Raw genomic sequence first — 18509 nt, 5'->3', positions numbered from 1 at the left:
GCACGCATGCCCCGCATCACCGCCCTGCTGCTGCCGGCACTCCTGCTCGGCCCGCTGCCCGCCCCGCCCGCGCAGGCGCAGGTGCGCCAGTGCCTGACCAGCGACGGCACCCGGATCTATACCGACCGCCCGTGCGGCGACCTCGCCGCGCGCGAGGCGCCACCGGCGGCCCCGACGGCCGGCGCCGGCGGCGCCCTGCTGGCCGCGCGCGGCAGCTGCGCGCGCAGCGTGCAGGACCTGGCCGATGCGCTGGAACGCGCGCTGCAGGCCGGCGATGCCAACCAGCTCGCGGCGCTCTACGACTGGGCCGGGATGGGCAGCGCCGCCGCGAACGCGGTGCTGGACCGGCTGCAGCGGATCGCCGCGCGCCCGCTCGTGGGCGTGCACGCGCGCACCGATCCCGACGACGGCACGCTCACCGGGCTGGTGGCGGACCAGGTGGATGGCAACGGGCACACCCCGCGCCAGGCCGGGTTCGGGCTGCGCCGGCGCATGGGCTGCCTGTGGCGACGCTGTAGCGGGAATGCCGCGCACGGCGCGCGCTCAGCGCAGGCGCACCATCCAGCCGTGGCGATCGGGCACGCGCCCGTACTGGATGTCGGCCAGTTCGCGGCGCAGCGCCAATGTCACCTCGCCGATCGGCGCATCCAGATCACCCACTGAAAAGCCCTTGCCCTTGAGCTGGCCGATCGGGGTCACCACCGCGGCGGTGCCGCAGGCGAAAACTTCGCTGATCTCACCCGAGGACACGCCGTCGATCCATTCGTCGATCGCGACCTTGCGCTCCTCCACCTGCATTCCGCGGTCGCGGGCCAGCTGCAGGAGGCTGCAACGGGTGACGCCCTCGAGGATGCTGCCCGACAGCGCCGGGGTGACGAGGCGGCCGTCGCGATAGACCAGGAACACGTTCATGCCGCCCAGTTCCTCGATGTAGCGGCCCTCCACCGGGTCCAGGAACAGCACCTGCGAGCAGCCGTTGGCATAGGCCTCCTGCTGCGGCAGCAGCGAGGCGGCGTAGTTGCCGCCGCACTTGGCCGCGCCGGTGCCGCCCCTGGCCGCGCGCGCATAGTCCTGCGACAGCCAGATCGCCACCGGCGCCATGCCCTTGGCGAAATAGGCGCCTGCGGGACTGGCGATCACGTAGTAGACGGCCGCCTGCGCCGGACGCACCCCGAGGAAGGCCTCGGTGGCGATCATGAACGGACGCAGGTACAGGCTGCTCTCCGGCTGCGAAGGCACCCAGCCGTGGTCGACGGCGACGAGCTGCCGCAGCGACTCCACGAACTCCGCCACCGGCAGCTGCGGCAGCGCCAGCCGCGCCGCCGAGCGCTGCAGGCGCGCGCCGTTGGCCTCGGGGCGGAAGGTCCAGATCGAGCCGTCGGCATGCCGGTAGGCCTTGATCCCCTCGAAGATCTCCTGCCCGTAGTGCAGCACCGCCGCGGCCGGGTCCAGCGTCAGCGGGCCGTAGGCGCACACCCGCGCATCGTGCCAGCCGCGCGCCTGGTCCCAGTGAATGGCCACCATGTGGTCGGTGAAGAGGCGGCCGAAACCGAGCTCGCCGGCCAGCAGGGCCTCGCGCTGCGCATCGCCGCGGGCATGGTCGGAGGGAATGACCTGGTAGGCCAGCGGCGCGGCGGCGTGGTTCATGCGGGACTCCTTGCGAACGGACTGCGCATTATGCCGCCGAAGCCGCGCCCGGGCCGGCACCGCCCCGGCGCACCGTCCGCACGCTGTCGCTCAGCCGAAGCGCAGCGTCGCCACCACGCCGCGTTCTCCGCCAGGCCGCACCTGCACCTCCCAGCCGTACAGGGCGCACAGGCGGCGCACGATCGACAACCCGATGCCGCCGCCCTGCGAGTGCCCGGCGTGGGTGCCGCGATAGCCGCGCTCGAACAGGCGCGCGGCGTCCTCGGCGCTCAGGCCGGGGCCGGAGTCGCGCACTTCCACCGCATCGGCCAGCACCCGCACCACCACCTCGCCACTGGGGGTGTACTTCACCGCATTGCCGATCAGGTTGCCCAGCGCCACCGCCAGCGCCGACTCCGGCACTTGCAGCGGCAGGCTCGGCTCGCCCTCCTGCTTCAGCTCCACCGGCTTGCCGGCGAGCTGGGCACGGTGGCTTTCCAGCAGCTGCTGCGCCACCTTGGCGACATCGCACTGGCCCACCGCGCGCTCGTTGCGCGACAGCAGCAGCAGCGCACCGATCAGGTCGGAACACTGCTGCTCGGCGCGCTGGATGCGCAGCAGGCGGGCGCGGGTGCGCTCGTCCAGATCCGGCTTGGCCAGCAGCAGTTCGGCCGCGCCGCGGATCACCGCCAGCGGAGTGCGCAGCTCGTGGCGACGTCGGCGTTGAACTCGCGGTCGCGCTGCACCACCTCGGTCAGGCGCGCGGCATAGTCGTCCAGCGCACGCGCCAGCTCGCCCACTTCGTCGTCCGCGAAATCCGGTGCCAGCGCTTCGGGTTCGGGCTGTTGCCCGAGCGCCGCAGCCGCCGCGCCAGCTCCGACACCGGCGCCATCACCCGCGACGCCGACCACCAGCCCAGCACCAGCGCGAACAGGGTGAACGCCAGCACCGCCGCCAGCAGCCAGCGCGTGAGCAGGTCGGAGGTGGCGGCCGCGTCGGTGACGTTGTAGCGCACCAGGCTGGTGAACGGCTTGCCCTCGCGGCTGATGCCGCGACGCACCGCCACCTTGTACACCTGCATCCGGCCGCTGGCATCCGGCTCGCGGATCTCGTGCACGCCGGGCTTGAGGTCGCGGTACAGCGGGTTGATCTTGTAGGCGTTCGCGTCGCTGAAGGTGCGTGCATCGAACACCAGGTAGAACGGTGGTTCGTCCGGATTGGTCTCCACGTGCCGCACCAGGTTGTCCACCTCGCGCTGCAGGGTCTTTTCGATCAGCTGGTTCTCCAGCCGGTTGCGCAGGTGCACCATCGCCACCGCGAACAGCGCGGTCAGGCCGAAGCCCAGCAGCACGAACGAGGTGATGATGCGGGTGCGCAGCCGGCGCCGGCCGGGCGGGCGGCGCTGCGCGGAAACCTCAGCCGTCGGCATCGGGGGCCGCGATCCGGTAGCCGATGCCATGGCGGGTCTGGATCATCGGCTTGGCGAAGGGCTTGTCCACCGCGGCGCGCAGGCCGTGGATGTGCACCCGCAGCGAGTCGGAATCCGGCAGTTCCTCGCCCCACACCCGGTTCTCGAGCTCCTGCCGGGTCACCACCGCCGGCGAGGCCTCCATCAGCGCCTGCAGGATCTTCAGCGCGGTCGGGTTGAGCTGGATCGAACGCCCCTCGCGGTGTACCTCCAGGGTATCCAGGTTGTATTCCAGCTCGCCCACGTTGAGCACCCGCGCCGGCAGCCCGCGCCCGCGCCGCGCCAGCGCGTTGAGGCGCACGTTCACCTCCTGCAGCGCGAACGGCTTGATCAGGTAGTCGTCGGCCCCGGAATCGAAGCCGGCCAGCTTGTTGTCCAGCGAATCGCGTGCGGTCAGCATCAGCACCGGGGTCTGCTTGCGGGCGTCGCCGCGCAGCTTGCGGCAGACCTCCAGCCCGTCCATTCCCGGCAGATTGAGGTCCAGCACGATGGCATCGAAGTCGTGCACCACCGCCAGGTGCAGGCCGGTGACGCCGTCCGCGGCGAAATCCACCGTGTGCCCGCAGTCCTCGAGGTAATCCCCGAGATTGGCGGCGATGTCGGGATTGTCTTCGATGACCAGTACGCGCATGTGTCTCGTCTCCAGGAAGCCGCAGGCTCCGGCTATGACCGGCGCGGCGCAGGCCGGTTCCCGGATTCTTGCACAGCCGCCGCGCGCGGCAGGCGGAACGCGAACGAGAAAAAGCCCGGGCGGTGGGGGGTCGCCCGGGCCAAACGTCTCATCGCCCTGCAGTGCCGGCCGAGGGGGAAGCGCGGCGGGCACATGCGCATGCTGCGCGCGGCGCGATTAAGAATCCGTCAAATCCGCGTTGCGCTTGTGTTGCAGGCCAACCGCGCGGGCCACCACGTGCTCCACCACCGCGCCTGCCACGTCGATCCCGGTGGCCGCCTCGATGCCCTCCAGCCCCGGCGAGGAATTGACCTCCAGCACCAGCGGGCCGCGCTTGCTGCGGATCAGGTCCACCCCGGCCACGCCCAGGCCGAGCAGGCCGGCCGCGCGCACGGCGGTGTGCATCTCCGCCCGGCTCGGGCGCACCGGCCTGGCGCTGCCGCCGCGGTGCAGGTTGGAGCGGAAGTCCCCTTTCGGCGCCTGCCGGCGCATGGCCGCGACCACCTTCTCGCCGACCACGAAGCAGCGCAGGTCGGCGCCCCTGGCCTCGGCGATGAACTCCTGCACCAGGAAATTCGCATACAGACCGCGCAGGGTTTCGATCGTGGCGCGCGAAGCGGAGGCCTTTTCGGTCAGCATCACGCCCGCGCCCTGGGTGCCTTCGTTGAGTTTGATGACGTGCGGCGGCGGGCCCAGCATTGCCAGCAGGTCGGCGGTATCGTCCGGGTTGTCGCCGAACACCGTCACCGGCAACCCGATTCCAGCCGCAGCCAGCACCTGGTGGCAGCGCAGCTTGTCGCGCGCACGCGCGATCGCCGACGCGCTGTTGGGGCTGTAGCTGCCCATCAGCTCGAACTGGCGCAGCACCGCGCAGCCGTAACGGGTGATCGAGGCGCCGATGCGCGGCACCACCGCGCCGTAGCCGGCGATCGGCCTGCCCTTGTAGTGCATGTCGAAGCCATCGCTGCTGATCCGCAGGTAGCAGCGCAGCGGATCGAGCACCCGCACGCTGTGGCCGCGCTCGCGCGCGGCCTCCACCAGTCGCCGGGTGGAATACAGCTTGCCGTTGCGGGACAGGATGGCGAGTTTCATGGGGATGCCCGGTGGAAGTGCCCGATCGATGTCCTTGCCGCCGGCGGCCAGACCGCGGGCCCCCAACGCAAAGGGCGGCATCCGTGAGGATGCCGCCCCGATATTGCAGGAAGTGCCGCAGGCACTGCGCGAAACTGGAGCGGGTGATGGGAATCGAACCCACGTTAGCAGCTTGGGAAGCTGCAGTTCTACCATTGAACTACACCCGCGCGGGGCGCAAGTCTATGCCGGTGGCCGGCCGGGATGCAACGCATGCAGGCCCGGCCGTGCCCGCGGCGATCAGAACGCGCCGCCCAGCATCACGTAGAAGCTGGCGTTGCTGCCGCCGCGCTGGCCCACGGTGACGTTGGCGCCGGTGGTCAGGTCCAGCCCACCGAGCTTGTTGCGCAGGCCGACGGTGAAGGTGCCGTAGGTGCGGTCGAAGTCCAGCCCCGGCACCGCGTACGGCAGCGAACCGGACAGCGACAGCGACTGCGCCCACACCTGCTCGGCTGGCTTCTTGTATTCGTGATCGCCGGTCAGGCGCACGAACGGCTGCACGTGGTCGTTGATGGCGTAGCTGGCCTGCCAGCCGGCGCTGCCGATCAGCGAATCACCCTTCTGCTTCATGTAGGCCAGCGCGCTGGACTGGTTGCTGTCCTCGGCATACCCGTCCACGCGGATGGTCTGCGACAGCAGGCTGACCAGCGGGCCGTGCTCCCACTTGCCGTGCTTGAAGGTCCAGCCGGCGCTGGCGCCCACGCTCAGGTTGGTGCCATCCGGGGAGCCGTGGTGGACGCGCACGGCCTGGCCGAGGTTGACCTGGCGGTCCACCTTGTAGCCGAGCTTGGTCCAGCTGGCCTGGCCGTTGACCCACAGGCCGTCGCTGGCCCAGCCGATGAAGCCGCCGACGCTGGCGTCGGTCTGGCGGAAGCTGCCGCGGTCGAAGCCGAAATCGATGTCCTGGCGGCCGTAGCCGGCGAACGCGCCGTACAGCAGGTGGCCGCTGCGCCAGCCCACCCCGAACGCGCCGGTGCCGCCGAAGCCGTCGAAACCAAACGACTTCACGAAGCGCTGCTGGTCGCCGCGGATGTCGGCCCACCAGCGCATGCCGTCGCCCTCTTGCATCGCCATGCCGGCGACCGCGCTGTCCACGCCGACCGCGCGCGCGCGCCCGACCGTGCCCGCCGAATGCGGCAGCACCGCGATGCTGCGCGGGCCCTCGATCATCGCAATCGCCAGATCCCCCAGCGCCTGATGCGCGGCCGAGGTCGGGTGCACGCCGTCGGCGAACAGGTAGGTGTTGGCGCCATTCGGCACGGTCGAGGTCGGGTTGCAGAACAGCGAAGAGCCGCCCGCCGGCGCCGGCTGGGTCAGGCAGGCCTTGCCGGTGACGTTGGTCAGGCCGTAGGTGCCGGGGCTGGCCACCACTTCCTGCAGGAAGTGGAAGGTATCGACCGGGATCACGTGCAGGCCGGCGCTGGCCAGCCCGCCGTACAGCCCGCCGTTGTAGGCGGTGGACAGGGCGGTGCCAAGCGCGATGCCGGCGGCGCCGCCGGCGGCCGCATCCGGGGTCAGGCCGATGTCCGGGATCGTCGGCACCAGGATGTAGCGGGCGCCGGCCTGGGTCATGGCGCCGATCAGGCTGATCTGGTCGCCGACCGCGGTGCCGAGGATCGCCTGTGCGGCCGCGCTGCCGGCTGCCTGCGCCTGCGCGGTCGTGCCGCCGCCGAGCAACACATTCGCATAGGCGGTCTGATAAGCACCCGTCGCGGCAAAAATGTCGTTGGCTCCACCCCAGACAGTGTAGAGCGCGTTCGGATCCACCTTGTTGCCGGCCGCCAGATAGGCGTTGTACTGGCTGACCAGCGACGGGGTGTAGCCCAGCCCGCCGACGCTGTCGATCTTCACCCGCGCGCCGCCAACCGCCCAGTTGCTGCCGCTGCCCGGAGTCGGGCTCGGGGTGGTGTTGCCGGTCCAGGCCGGATTCGCATTGCCGCCGTAGTAGCTGGACAGGTAATCCGCCCAGAGGTAGCCGGGGTTGGTGGTGAAGCGACCGATGATGGCGCCGTTGGGGCCGATCAGGTTGATCAGCATCGGCCGGAAGTAGCCACCGTCGGTCAGGCTGTCACCGAAGAAGACGGTCTGCGAGAACGGCGACTTCGGCGCGTTCTGGGCGAAGGCGGGCAGCGCGGCCAACGCCAGCGCAGCGGTGAGCAGGGTCCTGCGGAGAGAGCGTTTCATGGGCATCCTCGCGTGCATGGGTGTGGACATCGCGCAAAACGTCGGCAGCCCACCGGGGGCCTGCCGCAAGCCGTACGCCGGCGAATGGAAATGATGGTTTCATGAAATCATAACGCTCTCACGCTGCAGCGCATCACGCCGCCCCACAAGCGGCGACAATGGCGCCTGCCGCGCACATCCACGGGAACCCACGCCTTGACCGATCCCTATTCCAGCCAGGGCGCGAAAGCGCCGCCCAAGCCTTTCACCGCCACCGCAGGCCAGCGCAAGGTGCGCAGCTTCGTGCTGCGCCAGGGCCGCTTCACCGAGGCCCAGCAGCGTGCCTTCGACGCGCTGTGGCCGCGTTTCGGCCTCGATTACACCGGCGCGCCGCGCGATTTCGACGCCGCCTTCGGCCGCTGCGCGCCGCGCATCCTCGAAATCGGCTTCGGCAACGGCGAGGCGCTGCGCTACTCGGCGGCCCGCGACGCGGCGCGCGATCACATTGGCATCGAAGTGCATGCCCCGGGGGTCGGCCGCCTGCTGAACGCGCTGGCCGAAGACGGGGCGACCAACGTCCGCGTCTATCACCACGACGCGGTGGAGGTGCTGGAACACGAGATCGCCGATGCCGCGCTGGACGAGGTGCGCATCTATTTCCCCGATCCCTGGCACAAGAAGCGCCACCACAAGCGGCGGCTGGTGAACCCGGCCTTCGCCGCGCTGTTGGTGCGCAAGCTGGTCCCGGGCGGCCGCCTGCACCTGGCGACCGACTGGCAGGACTACGCCGAGCAGATGTGGGATGTGCTGGACGCCACCCCCGGGCTGGCCAACCGCGCCGGTCCGCGCGGCCACGTGCCGCGCCCGGACTGGCGCCCGCAGACCCACTTCGAGGCGCGCGGCCTGCGCCTGGGCCACGGCGTGTGGGATCTGCTGTACGACCGCGTCGCCACCGGCAAGGCGGGCTGACGCGCGCGCAAAACGCGCTACCCTGCCTGCACCCTCGCCGCCACCGCCCGCGCCCGCCGCCCCCGGAATGGATACCACCCTCGTCCTCACCAACGACATGCTCTGGGTGCTGGGGCTGGTGGCGTTCGCGATGGCGATGTTCCTGTTCGAGCGCATCCGCGCCGACGTGATCTCGCTGGTGGTGCTGGTGGTGCTGGGGCTGACCGGGCTGGTGGCGCCGGAGGACCTGTTCGGCGGCTTTTCCTCGGACGCGGTGATCAACGTGATCGCCACCATGATCCTGGGCGCCGGGCTGGACCGCACCGGCGCGCTGAACCGGCTGGCCGGCTGAAACGCTGCGGCGGGCGCGCGGGATCGAGCGCCGGCTGGTGCTGCTGGCCTCGGCGGTGTCCGGGCTGAACTCGGCGATCATCCCCAACACCTCGGCGACCGCGCTGTACCTGCCGGTGGCCTCGCGCCTGACCGCGCGCACCGGCATCAGCCTGTCGCGCCTGCTGATGCCGATGTCGGCGGCGATCATCATGGGCGGCAGCCTGACCATGGTCGGCAACTCGCCGCTGATCCTGCTCAACGACCTGCTGGTCTCGGCCAACGCCAGCATGCCCTCCGGCGCGGCGGCGCTCACCCCGCTGAAGATATTCGCGCCGCTGCCGATCGGGCTGGCGCTGCTGGCCGCCTCGTTGGCCTATTTCCACTTCTTCGGCGATCGCGTGCTGCGCGAAAGCGGCGACGAGGCGGTGACCCCCGCGCGCACCCAGAGCTATTTCGCGCGCACCTACGGGATCGAAGGCGATATCCACGAGCTCACGGTGACTGCCGACAGCCCGCTGGTTGGCATGAGCGTGGGCGATGCCGAGGCGCTGGTGGACATGCCGCTGCTGCTGGCGCTGCGTACCGGCGAAGAATCGCGGCTGGCGCCGCCGGCGGACACCCGCATCTGGGTGGGCAGCGTGCTCGGCGTGATGGGCCCGCGCGAGCAGATCGCCGATTTCGCGCAAAAGAACTTCCTGCGCCTGTCCTCGCGCCTGCGCGTGTTCGCCGACCTGTTCAACCCGGCGCGCGCCGGCATTTCCGAGGCGGTGATCCCGCCCACCTCCAACTTCATCGGCAAATCGCAGGCCCAGCTGCGCCTGCGCAAGCAGTTCGGGCTCAGCCTGCTGGCGATCAACCGCGACGGCAAGGTGCTGCGCGAGGACGTGCGCAGCGTGCCGCTGCAGGCCGGCGACATGCTGGTGCTGCACAGCATCTGGACCGACCTGGCCGAAGCCGCGCGCAGCCGCGATTTCGTGGTGGTGACCGACTACCCGAAGGACGAGCAGCGCCCGCACAAGTTCAAGATCGCGATGGCGATCTTCGCGCTGTCGATGCTGCTGGCGCTGTCCTCGCGCATCCCGACCTCGATCGCGCTGATGACCGGCGTGGCCGGCATGCTGGTGACCGGGGTGCTCAAGATCGACGAGGCCTACGCCGCGATCAGCTGGAAGACGGTGTTCCTGATGGCCTGCCTGATCCCGCTGGGCTGGGCGATGGATTCCAGCGGCGCCGCGGCGTGGGTGGCCGGGCACAGCATCGAGCGCCTGCCGCAGGGGATGCCGCCGTGGCTGATCGAGATCGCGCTGGCCCTGTTCACCACCGCGTTCTCGATGGTCATCAGCCACGTCGGCGCCACCATCGTGCTGGTGCCGCTGGCGATCAACCTGGCGCTGGCGGTGAACGGCAACCCCACCGCGTTCGCGCTGGTGGTGGCGCTGTCGGCCTCCAACAACTTCATCACCGCCTCCAACCCGTCGGTGTCGATGATCACCGGGCCGGCCGGCTACAGCGTGCGCGACATGTGGCGCTCGGGCGGGCCGCTGACCCTGCTCTACACCGGGGTGATCGTGGCGATGGTCAACCTGCTCTACTGATCCATCGGCGCCGCGCCCAGCCGCACCTGGCCATCCGCGCAGTGCACCGCCACCGCGCGCAGCGACTCGCCACGGCAGGGACCGGCCACGCAGCGGCCATCTTCGAGCGTGAACGTGGCCCCATGCACCGCGCACACCAGCTCGCCGGCCTTGCTGCGCAGGAACATTCCGGGCGCGTAGTCCAGCCGCCGCCCGGCATGCGGGCACACGTTCAGCCAGGCGCGCACGCCGCCATCGGCGGCGCGGTGCAGGATCAGCGGCTCCGGCGCCCCATCCAGCGGCGCCTCCACGGCCAGCAGGCCATCGCGGGGCAGGGCCTCCAGCGCGGCCAACACCGTCCCGTCGTTTAACGAACTGCTCACACCCGTCCCGCCGGTTCTGCCGATACTGCCGGCATTGTGTCATGACCCTGTCACGTCCAGGATCTCAAGCGATGTCGTTCTTCCAGCACTCCGCCTTCCTACGCCTGCGTACCCTGATTTCCGGCACTCCGCGCCGTCCGCGCCACCCGCTGCTGCGGGTCGCGCTGGGGCTGGTGGGGGTCGCCCTGCTGCTGGTGCTGCTGGCGGTCGGGCTGGTGGTGGGCCTGGCGATGCTGCTGGCCGGCATGCTGTAGGCGCCTGCGCACGCGCCCGGGCAAGCCAGCGCGCGTGCGTGGCCGCACCCTCGAGGGGGGATTACCGGGTGGTGGGCAAGCCGTCGCTGGCGCGCTGATGGATCTGGTGCCGGCCGCGGCCGCGCCGCTGCATTCCCGTCATCGACCGCCACGGCCACGCGCTGGGCGAGTTCCCGGTGCGCCGCATCTACTGCGTGGGCCGCAACTTCGCCGACCATGCGCGCGAGATGGGCGCCAGCGCCCCGGCCTCGAAGGCCGAGCGCGGCAGCCCGGTGTTCTTCATGAAGCCGGCGGATGCCATCGTCACCGACGGCGTGGTGCCCCTACCCGCCCGGCACCGCCGATCTCCACCACGAAGTCGAGCTGGTGGTCGCGCTCGGCCGCGACGCTCCGGCGGGCATTCTTCCGGTCGAAACGGCCGGGACCTTGATCCTGGGCTATGGCATCGGGCTGGACCTGACCCGGCGCGACCTGCAGGCGGCGGCCAAGGCCAAGGGCCTGCCGTGGGATACCGGCAAGGGCTTCGACCATTCCGCCCCGGTCTCCGCACTGCTGCCAGCCGCCGAGGTGGACGCGCTCGCGCCGCTGGAACTGTCGCTGGAGGTCAACGGCCGGCGCCGCCAGGCCGCGACGCTGGACCAGCTGATCTGGGATGTCCCCGAGATCCTGCACGCGCTGTCGAAGCTCTACGCCCTGCGCGCCGGCGACCTGGTGTTCATGGGCACCCCCGGCCGGCGTGGCCGCACTGCACCCGGGCGACACGTTCCGCGCCCGTCTGGGCGGGCTGCTGCAGCTGGATGGCCGGATCGCCCCGCCGACGGGTTAAGCTGGCACCACACGCCACCCTTGGGGAGCCACCGCTGATGGGCATGATGACCGAGTTCCGGGAATTCGCGATGCGCGGCAACGTGATCGACCTCGCCGTCGGCGTGGTCATCGGCGGCGCGTTCGGCAAGATCGTGTCGGCGCTGGTGGACAAGGTGATCATGCCGCCGATCGGGCTGCTGGTCGGCGGCGTGGATTTCTCCAAGCTGGCGATCACCCTGCAGGCCGCGCACGCCGGCCCGGATGGCAAGGAGATCCCCGCGGTGGTGCTGGCCTACGGCGAGTTTCTCAACGCGGTGATCCAGTTCGTCATCATCGCGCTGGCGATCTTCCTGCTGGTCAAGGCCATCAACCGCCTGCACCGCGCACCCGCGCCCGCGCCCGAGGCGCCGCCGCCGACCCCGGAAGACGTGCTGCTGCTGCGCGAGATCCGCGACGCGCTGAAGAAATAACTTCCGGCACAGGCCCGCCCGCGCGCGCGCCGCCCTAGAACTTCCGGGGTTCCCCGCCCCGGAGCCCGCCGATGCGCACCACCGTTCTCGCCGCCGCCTTCGCCCTGCTGCTGGCGGCCCCGCTGCACGCCGCCCAGCCCACCCGCATCGGCCACGCCGCGCTCACGCGCGCCGCGCAGCTGCAGGCCCAGGCGCTGCAGGACGACACCGCCTGGAAGGTGGTGGAAGCGCTGACCACCGAGGTCGGCCCGCGCCTGGCCGGCAGCGAGGCCGATGCGCGCGCGGTGGAATGGGCCAAGGCCCGGTTCAAGGCGCTGGGCTTCGACCGGGTGTGGACCGAGCCGGTGACCTTCCCGAAATGGGAGCGCCGCAGCGAATCGGCGCAGGTGCTGGGCGCGCACGCGCAACCGCTGCACGTCACCGCGCTGGGCGGCAGCCCGGGCGGCACGGTCGCAGCCGAGGTGGTGCGTTTCGACTCGCTGGAAGCCCTGCAGCAGGCCGCGCCCGGCTCGCTGGCCGGCAAGATCGCCTTCGTGGACGTGCCGATGCCGCGCAGCCGCAGCGGCGAAGGCTATGGCCAGGTCGGCGCGAAGATCCGCGGCGCCGGCCCGTCGGCGGCCGCGCGCGCCGGCGCGGTCGGCTACCTGATGCGCTCGGCCGGCACCGACATGCACCGCAACCCGCACACTGGCATCAGCCGCTTCCAGCCCGGGGGTGACGCCGATCCCGATGGCCGCCCTGTCGCTGCCGGACGCCGACCAGCTGACGCGCCTGATCGCGCTCGGCCCGATCCGGGTGCAACTGGCGCTGGACTGTGAGCTGGGACGGCGAATACACCTCGCAGAACGTGGTCGGCGAGATCACCGGGCGCAGCAAGCCGAACGAGGTGGTGCTGATCGGCGGCCACCTGGATTCCTGGGACCTCGGCACCGGCGCGATCGACGACGGCGCCGGGGTGGCCATCACCATGGCCGCCGGCCACCTGATCGGCCAGCTGCCGAAGGCGCAGCGTCCGGCGCGCAGCATCCGGGTGGTCGCATTCGCCAACGAGGAGCAGGGCCTGTGGGGCGGCCGCGCCTATGCCGAGGCGCACAAGGCGCAGCTGCGCCAGCACCAGATCGGCGCGGAGAGCGACTTCGGCGCGGGGCGCATCTATGCCTTCAAGGCCGACGTCCCCGCGCACGCGCAAGCCGCGCTGGCGCAGATCGCCCAGGCGCTGGCGCCGCTGGGCATCGCCGCCGGCAGCGCCGGCGAAGAGGGCTGCGGGCCGGACCTGTCGCCCTTCCACGCCCTCGGCATGGCCTGCGCCGGCCTGGCCCAGGACGGCACCGACTACTTCGACTACCACCACACCCCGGACGACACCCTCGACAAGATCGACCCGGCGGCGCTGGCGCAGAACGTCGCCGCCTACGTCACCTTCGCCTATCTCGCGGCGGACGCGGACGGCGACTTCGGCAGCGCACCGAAGCCGGAGGCCGCCGCGCCGGCGGCGAAGTAAGCGCGGCTTAGGCCGCGCGCGCGGCCCACTGCGCCAGCAGCACCGCGGTGGCGGCGGCCACGTTGAGGCTCTCCACCGCGCCGCTGCCGGGGATCGACAGCCGCAGGTCGCAGGCCGCGGCCAGCGCCGGCGACATGCCCGGGCCTTCCGCGCCCAGCACGTACACCAGCCGCGGCGGCAGTGGCACGCGCAGCACGTCGTCACCGCCGCGCACCACGGTGGCTGCGAGCCGGAACCCAGCCCCGCGCAGCTGCGCGAGGCTGTTGTCCTCGCGCCCCAGCCGCACCAGCGGCACCGCCTCGGCGCCGCCCTCGGCCACCCGCGCGGCCGCGCCCGACAGCGCCAGCGTGGAGTGCTTGGGCAGCAGCACCGCAGCGACCCCAAAATGCGCGGCGCTGCGCAGGATCGCACCGAGGTTGTGCGGATTGCCTACGCCATCCAGCCACAGCGCACACTGCGGTCCGGCCGGCAGGCCGCGCAGCCAGGACGACAGCGGCCGCGGCGCCTCCTGCAGCACGTCGGCGACCACGCCCTCGTGGTGCGCGCTGGCCGCCAGCCGCTGCAGCTCTTCCTCCGCCACCACCCGGTAGCCGATCCGGCGCGCGACGCACCACTTCAGCAGCAGCTTTAGTAGCGGAATCCGCGCCTCGGCCAGATACAGCTTGCGCAGCGCCTGCGGCCGCCGCGCGAACACCGCGCGCACGGCATTCAGGCCGTAGATCCGCAGCTCGCCGTCGCGATCACGCATGGCCGCCTGCCTGCGGGGTGTCCGCCTCCAGTGTCTCCAGCGTGCGCGCCAGCGCCTCGGGCGAGCGCGTGTAGCGCGCCAGCGCGGCGTAGAACGCCGGCACCACGAACAGCGACAGCAAGGTGGAGAACGCCACCCCGAAGATCACCACGATGCCGATGGCGGCGCGGCTGGCGGAACCGGGGCCGCCGAACACCACCAGCGGCACCGCGCCCATCACGGTGGCGATCGAGGTCATCAGGATCGGGCGCAGGCGTACGCCGGCGGCTTCGATGATGGCCTCGTGGACGCCGTGGCCTTCGTCGCGCAGCTGGTTGGCGAACTCCACGATCAGGATGCCGTTCTTCGCCGCCAGGCCCACCAGCATCACGATCCCGATCTGCGAGAACAGGTTGAGCGTGCTGCCGGTGAGCCACAGCCCGAGCAGCGCGCCGAGCACGCCCAGCGGCACCGTGAGCATGATCACCAGCGGGTGCAGGAAACTCTCGAACTGTGCCGCCAGCGCCAGATACACGATCAGCAGCGCCAGCGCGAAAGTCACCAGCACCTCGCCGCCGGATTGCTGCAACTCGCGCGATTCGCCCTTCCAGCTGATCTGCGCGTAATCCGGCAGCGCCTCGCGCGCGGTCTGCTGCGCCCAGGCCACCGCCTCGCCCAGCGGGTAGCCGGGCGCCAGGCGCGCGCTCAGGGTGATCGAGCGCAGGCGGTTGAAGCGGTTGAGGGTGCCGGGCTCGGCGATTTCCTTCAGCGTGACGAGGTTCGACAGCGGCACCAGGCTGCCGTCGCGCGCGCGCACCTGCAGCGACTGCAGCGCGGCCACCGAATCGCGGCCGCTGCGATCCGCCTGCAGCATCACGTCGTACTCCTCGCCGTTGTCCACGAAGGTGGTGGCGCGGATGCCGCCCATCATGGTCTGCAGCGTGCTGCCGATCGCCGCCACCGGCACCCCGAGGTCGGCGGCGCGCGCCTTGTCCACGATCACCCGCATCTGCGGGCGGGTTTCCTTGTAGTCGGAATCCGGGCCGAGGAAGCCGGGGTTCTCCGCCATCTTCGCCAGCAGGATGTCGCGCCACTGCGCGAGCTCCTGGTAGTCCGGGCCGCCCAGCACCAGCTGGAACGGCTGGCCGCGGCTGCGCACCAGGCCGCCGCCGGCCATCGTGCGCACGCGCACGCCGGGCAGGCCGGCGAATTCCTTTTCCAGCTCGCCGGCCAGCTCCACCGTGCTCTTGTCGCGCTGATCCCAGGGCTGCAGGAACACGATCGCGCGCCCGGTGTGCATCTCCTCGCTGGCACCGAAGCTGCCGGGCACGCGCGGGTTGGCGCGCAGGATCGGCTTGTCCGGGCCGGTCAGGCCGGCCAGGATCGCCTCGACCTGCTGCATCTGCTTGACGGTGTAATCGAAGCCGGCGCCCTCCGGGCCCTCCACCAGCAGCTGGAACGCGCCGCGGTCCTCGGTCGGCGCCAGCTCACTGGGCAGATGCCGGAACAGCAGCACCAGCGCCACCAGGGCGCCCAGCATCAGCACCGCGAACAGCCCGATCCGGTGCACGTGGCGCGCCAGCATGCCGCGGTAGCCTGCACCCAGGCGCTGGAAGCGGGCGTTGATCCACTCGCTGACGAGGTTGCCGTGCACCGCGTGCGGGCCGGTGTGCGGGCGCAGCAGCTTGCTGGCCATCATCGGCGTCAGGGTGAGCGCGACGAAGGCCGAAATGGCGACCGCCGCCGCCAGCGTCACCGCCAGCTCGCGGAACAGCCGCCCGGTATTGCCCTGCAGGAAGCCCACCGGCAGGAACACCGCCACCAGCACCGCGGTGGTGGCCAGCACCGCGAACGCCACCTGCGCGGTGCCACGGCGGGCCGCGACCAGCGCCGGTTCGCCCAGGTCCACCCGGCGCTGGACGTTCTCCACCACCACGATCGCATCGTCCACCACCAGCCCGATGCACAGCACCAGCGCCAGCAGGGTCAGCAGGTTGATCGAATAGCCGAACGCATACAGCGCGATGAACGCGGCGATCACGCACACCGGCACCGTCACCGCCGGGATCAGCGCCGCGCGTGCGCTGCCGAGGAACAGCCAGATCACCACCAGCACCAACACGATCGCCTCCACCAGCGTCTCATAGACCCGCGCCACCGCGGCCGAAATGAAGGTGGTGCTGTCGTAGGCGACGTAGATGTCGGTGCCCTTGGGCAGGGTCGGGCGGATGCGGTCGGCCTCGGCCTTGGCCGCATCCGCGACCTCCAGGCTGTTGGCGGTGGAGGTCTTGACGATGCCGATGCCCAGCGCCGGCTCGCCGTTGCTGTGGTACCAGGCGCGGCGTTCGGCCGACTCCAGCGCCACCCGCGCCACGTCGCCCAGGCGCACCACGTAGCCGTCGCGCCCCTTGCCCAGCGGCAGCTCGGCGAACTGCCCGGGGCTGGTGTAGTCGCGCGCCACCCGCAGGATGAAGTCGCGGTCGGCCGATTCGATCCGGCCCGCGCCCAGCTCCACGTTCTCCGCACGCAGCGCGCTCTCCACGTCGGCCGCGGTCAGGCCGCGCGCGGCCAGCTTGTCGCCGTCCAGCCACACCCGCATCGCATAGCGCTGGCTGCCGCCGAGGAACACCCGCGCCACGCCCTGCAGGCTGGAGAAGCGGTCCACCAGATAGCGCTGCGCATAGTCCGACATCTGCATCTGGTCCATCGAGGTGGAGCGCAGGTTGAACCAGAGGATGGCGTCGGAATCGGCCTCGACCTTGCTGATCTCGGGCGGGCGCGCCTCGGGCGGGAGGCGGTCGGCCACCCGGCTGACCGCGTTGCGCACGTCGTTGGCGGCGGCCTCGATGTCGCGGGTGGGGTAGAACTCGATGCTGATCCGCGAGCTGCCGTTCTGGCTGCTGGAGTCGATGGTGTTGATGCCCTCGATCCCGGCCAGCGCATCCTCCAGCGGCTTGGTGATGCGGGTCTCGATCACCCCCCGCGGACGCGCCCGGGTACTCCACCTGCACCGAGACGATCGGCGGGTCGATCGCCGGCAGCTCGCGCAGGGTCAGGCGCAGGAACGCCATCACCCCGAGCACGATCAGCAGCAGGCTCATCACCACCGCCAGCACCGGGCGCTTGATCGACAGGTCGGACAGCGTCATGGCGTCACTTCGCCTGCGTGGTGGCGGCGGTGGCGGCCGCGGCGGGCGCGACCGGCGTGATCTTCGCGCCCGGCTGCAGCTTGCCAGTGCCCTGGGTGACGATGCGCTCGCCCGCCGCGACGCCCTGCTTCAACATCACCCAGCCGGGGATGCGGCCGCCCACCACCACGTCGGCCTTCTCCACGCGGCCGTCGGCCTTCACGCGCCAGACGAAGGTCTCGCGGCCGACCTGCTGCACCGCCAGTTCCGGCACCACCAGCGCCGGGCGGGTGGCGCGTACCAGGGTGATCTCGACCAGCATGCCCGGCTTCAGCAGGCGCTCGGGATTGGCGAACTCACCACGCACGGTGGCAGCACGGGTCGCCGCCTCCAGCCGCGCCGACACGGTGGCGACCCGGCCCGCGAACGTTCGCCCCGGCCAGGCGCTGGCGCGGCCCTCCAGGGCCTGCCCCGGCGCGACGTCGGCCAACTCGGTCTCCGGCACCGGGAAATCCACGTACACGCGGGAAATATCGTCGAGGGTGGCGATCGCGGTGCCCGGGGTCACCAGCGCGCCGGGGCTGACCTGGCGGATGCCCAGCACCCCGGCGAACGGCGCACGGATCACCCGGTCGGCCAGGTTGGCGCGGATCTGCGCCACCTGCGCCTGCGCCGCATCGCGCGCCGCGCGCGCGCTGTCCAGCGCGGCGCGCGCCACCAGCTGCTGCCCGGCCAGCTGCTCCAGTCGCCGGTACTGGGCCTCGGCATCCCGCGCCTGCGCCTGCGCGGAGGCCAGCGCCGCCTGCTGCTGCTGGCCGGTCAGGGTCACCAGCGGCGCGCCCTTGGCCACCTCCTGCCCGCTCTCGAAATGCACCGCCTGCACGGTTTCGCTGACCTTGGCGGTGACCGTCACCGCCTCGCGCGCATGCACGGTGCCCAGCGCGCGCAGGCTGTCCTGCCAGTCGCGCGGCGCCACCACCTGCACTTCCACCGGCTGCGGCCCGTTGCCGCGGCCACCGCCCTGCGACGGCGCCGACTTGCCACAGGCGGCCAGCAGCAGGCACAGGCAGGACACGATGGCGACGCGAACAGAGGACGGCGGCATGGGCAGACTCGACGCAGGGGAACGGCCGATTCTAGGCGGCGCCGCTGCCCGCGCCCTGTGCCATCGGCTGGGGCAGGCGCCGGAATCTGTTAGGGAAGGTCTGAACAACGCCATCCAGGCGTTGTCAGCCCACGCCGAGTCCGGTACAGGCCCGGACTCGGCTCACACGCATCCATCACTTGCGTGATGGATGCGTGGCCGGCCCTCCATGGCCGGCGGGA

At 71.4% G+C, this 18509-nt stretch carries 10 protein-coding genes, 1 tRNA gene and 6 pseudogenes; 7 read left to right on the top strand and 10 right to left on the bottom strand.

The window, feature by feature from the left end; all coding sequences use genetic code 11:
• Positions 1-6 precede the first annotated feature (6 nt).
• Positions 7-663: a hypothetical protein gene (locus tag LJB71_RS03945; protein WP_259303163.1), complete on the top strand. Its 657-nt coding sequence runs from the start codon at positions 7-9 to the stop codon at positions 661-663.
• On the opposite strand, the gene LJB71_RS03940 is transcribed toward LJB71_RS03945, so the two are convergent.
• From LJB71_RS03940 to LJB71_RS03915, 6 genes and pseudogenes are all read right to left on the bottom strand, one after another.
• Positions 544-1647, bottom strand: a complete 1104-nt coding sequence (locus tag LJB71_RS03940) for a branched-chain amino acid aminotransferase (RefSeq protein ID WP_259303162.1) — start codon at positions 1645-1647, stop codon at positions 544-546. The genes LJB71_RS03945 and LJB71_RS03940 overlap by 120 nt on opposite strands.
• Before the next feature lie 90 nt (positions 1648-1737).
• Positions 1738-3055, bottom strand: a pseudogene (locus LJB71_RS03935) (HAMP domain-containing sensor histidine kinase).
• Positions 3042-3725 (bottom strand): response regulator transcription factor, encoded by a 684-nt coding sequence (locus LJB71_RS03930; protein ID WP_259303161.1) that lies wholly within the window; start codon positions 3723-3725, stop codon positions 3042-3044. Before LJB71_RS03930 ends, LJB71_RS03935 begins: the two are co-directional and overlap by 14 nt.
• A gap of 216 nt (positions 3726-3941) precedes the next feature.
• Positions 3942-4856 (bottom strand): 30S ribosomal protein S6--L-glutamate ligase, encoded by a 915-nt coding sequence (rimK, locus tag LJB71_RS03925; protein ID WP_259303160.1) that lies wholly within the window; start codon positions 4854-4856, stop codon positions 3942-3944.
• Between the two features lie 135 nt (positions 4857-4991).
• Positions 4992-5065 (bottom strand) — tRNA-Gly (locus tag LJB71_RS03920).
• Positions 5066-5135: 70 nt separating this feature from the next.
• On the bottom strand, positions 5136-7079 hold the full coding sequence (locus LJB71_RS03915; protein ID WP_259303159.1) for an autotransporter domain-containing protein: 1944 nt from the start codon (positions 7077-7079) through the stop codon (positions 5136-5138).
• Positions 7080-7274: 195 nt separating this feature from the next.
• On the opposite strand from LJB71_RS03915, the gene trmB reads away from it, so the two are divergent.
• Both trmB and LJB71_RS03905 read left to right on the top strand, forming a co-directional pair.
• Complete coding sequence (trmB, locus tag LJB71_RS03910; protein WP_259303158.1) at positions 7275-8027, top strand: tRNA (guanosine(46)-N7)-methyltransferase TrmB; 753 nt, start codon at positions 7275-7277, stop codon at positions 8025-8027.
• 67 nt (positions 8028-8094) lie between these two features.
• Positions 8095-9934 (top strand): annotated as a pseudogene (locus LJB71_RS03905) (SLC13 family permease).
• On the opposite strand, the gene LJB71_RS03900 reads toward LJB71_RS03905, so the two are convergent.
• A complete protein-coding gene (locus LJB71_RS03900) occupies positions 9928-10296 on the bottom strand; it encodes a Rieske (2Fe-2S) protein (RefSeq protein WP_259303157.1) in 369 nt (122 codons plus the stop codon). The pseudogene LJB71_RS03905 and the gene LJB71_RS03900 overlap by 7 nt on opposite strands.
• 41 nt (positions 10297-10337) lie before the next feature.
• On the opposite strand from LJB71_RS03900, the gene LJB71_RS03895 reads away from it, so the two are divergent.
• From LJB71_RS03895 to LJB71_RS03880, 4 genes and pseudogenes are all read left to right on the top strand, one after another.
• Positions 10338-10550: a hypothetical protein gene (locus LJB71_RS03895; RefSeq protein WP_259303156.1), complete on the top strand. Its 213-nt coding sequence runs from the start codon at positions 10338-10340 to the stop codon at positions 10548-10550.
• Positions 10551-10647: 97 nt separating this feature from the next.
• Positions 10648-11376, top strand: a pseudogene (locus tag LJB71_RS03890) (fumarylacetoacetate hydrolase family protein).
• A 37-nt stretch (positions 11377-11413) separates the two neighbouring features.
• A complete protein-coding gene (gene mscL, locus LJB71_RS03885) occupies positions 11414-11827 on the top strand; it encodes a large-conductance mechanosensitive channel protein MscL (protein WP_259303155.1) in 414 nt (137 codons plus the stop codon).
• 71 nt (positions 11828-11898) lie between these two features.
• Positions 11899-13328 (top strand): annotated as a pseudogene (locus LJB71_RS03880) (M28 family peptidase).
• Between the two features lie 7 nt (positions 13329-13335).
• Here the strand turns inward: LJB71_RS03880 and LJB71_RS03875 are convergent.
• The 3 genes and pseudogenes from LJB71_RS03875 to LJB71_RS03865 form a co-directional block, all read right to left on the bottom strand.
• Positions 13336-14058 (bottom strand): annotated as a pseudogene (locus LJB71_RS03875) (TrmH family RNA methyltransferase); the annotation flags it as partial.
• A 10-nt stretch (positions 14059-14068) separates the two neighbouring features.
• Positions 14069-17204: pseudogene (locus LJB71_RS03870) on the bottom strand (efflux RND transporter permease subunit).
• A gap of 4 nt (positions 17205-17208) precedes the next feature.
• On the bottom strand, positions 17209-18288 hold the full coding sequence (locus tag LJB71_RS03865) for an efflux RND transporter periplasmic adaptor subunit (RefSeq protein WP_259303154.1): 1080 nt from the start codon (positions 18286-18288) through the stop codon (positions 17209-17211).
• Positions 18289-18509: the final 221 nt, after the last annotated feature.

Origin of the sequence: Thermomonas sp. S9, assembly GCF_024704365.1 — a bacterium.
Classification (GTDB): Bacteria; Pseudomonadota; Gammaproteobacteria; order Xanthomonadales; family Xanthomonadaceae; genus Thermomonas.
This window is presented reverse-complemented; position numbering and strand designations above follow the sequence as displayed.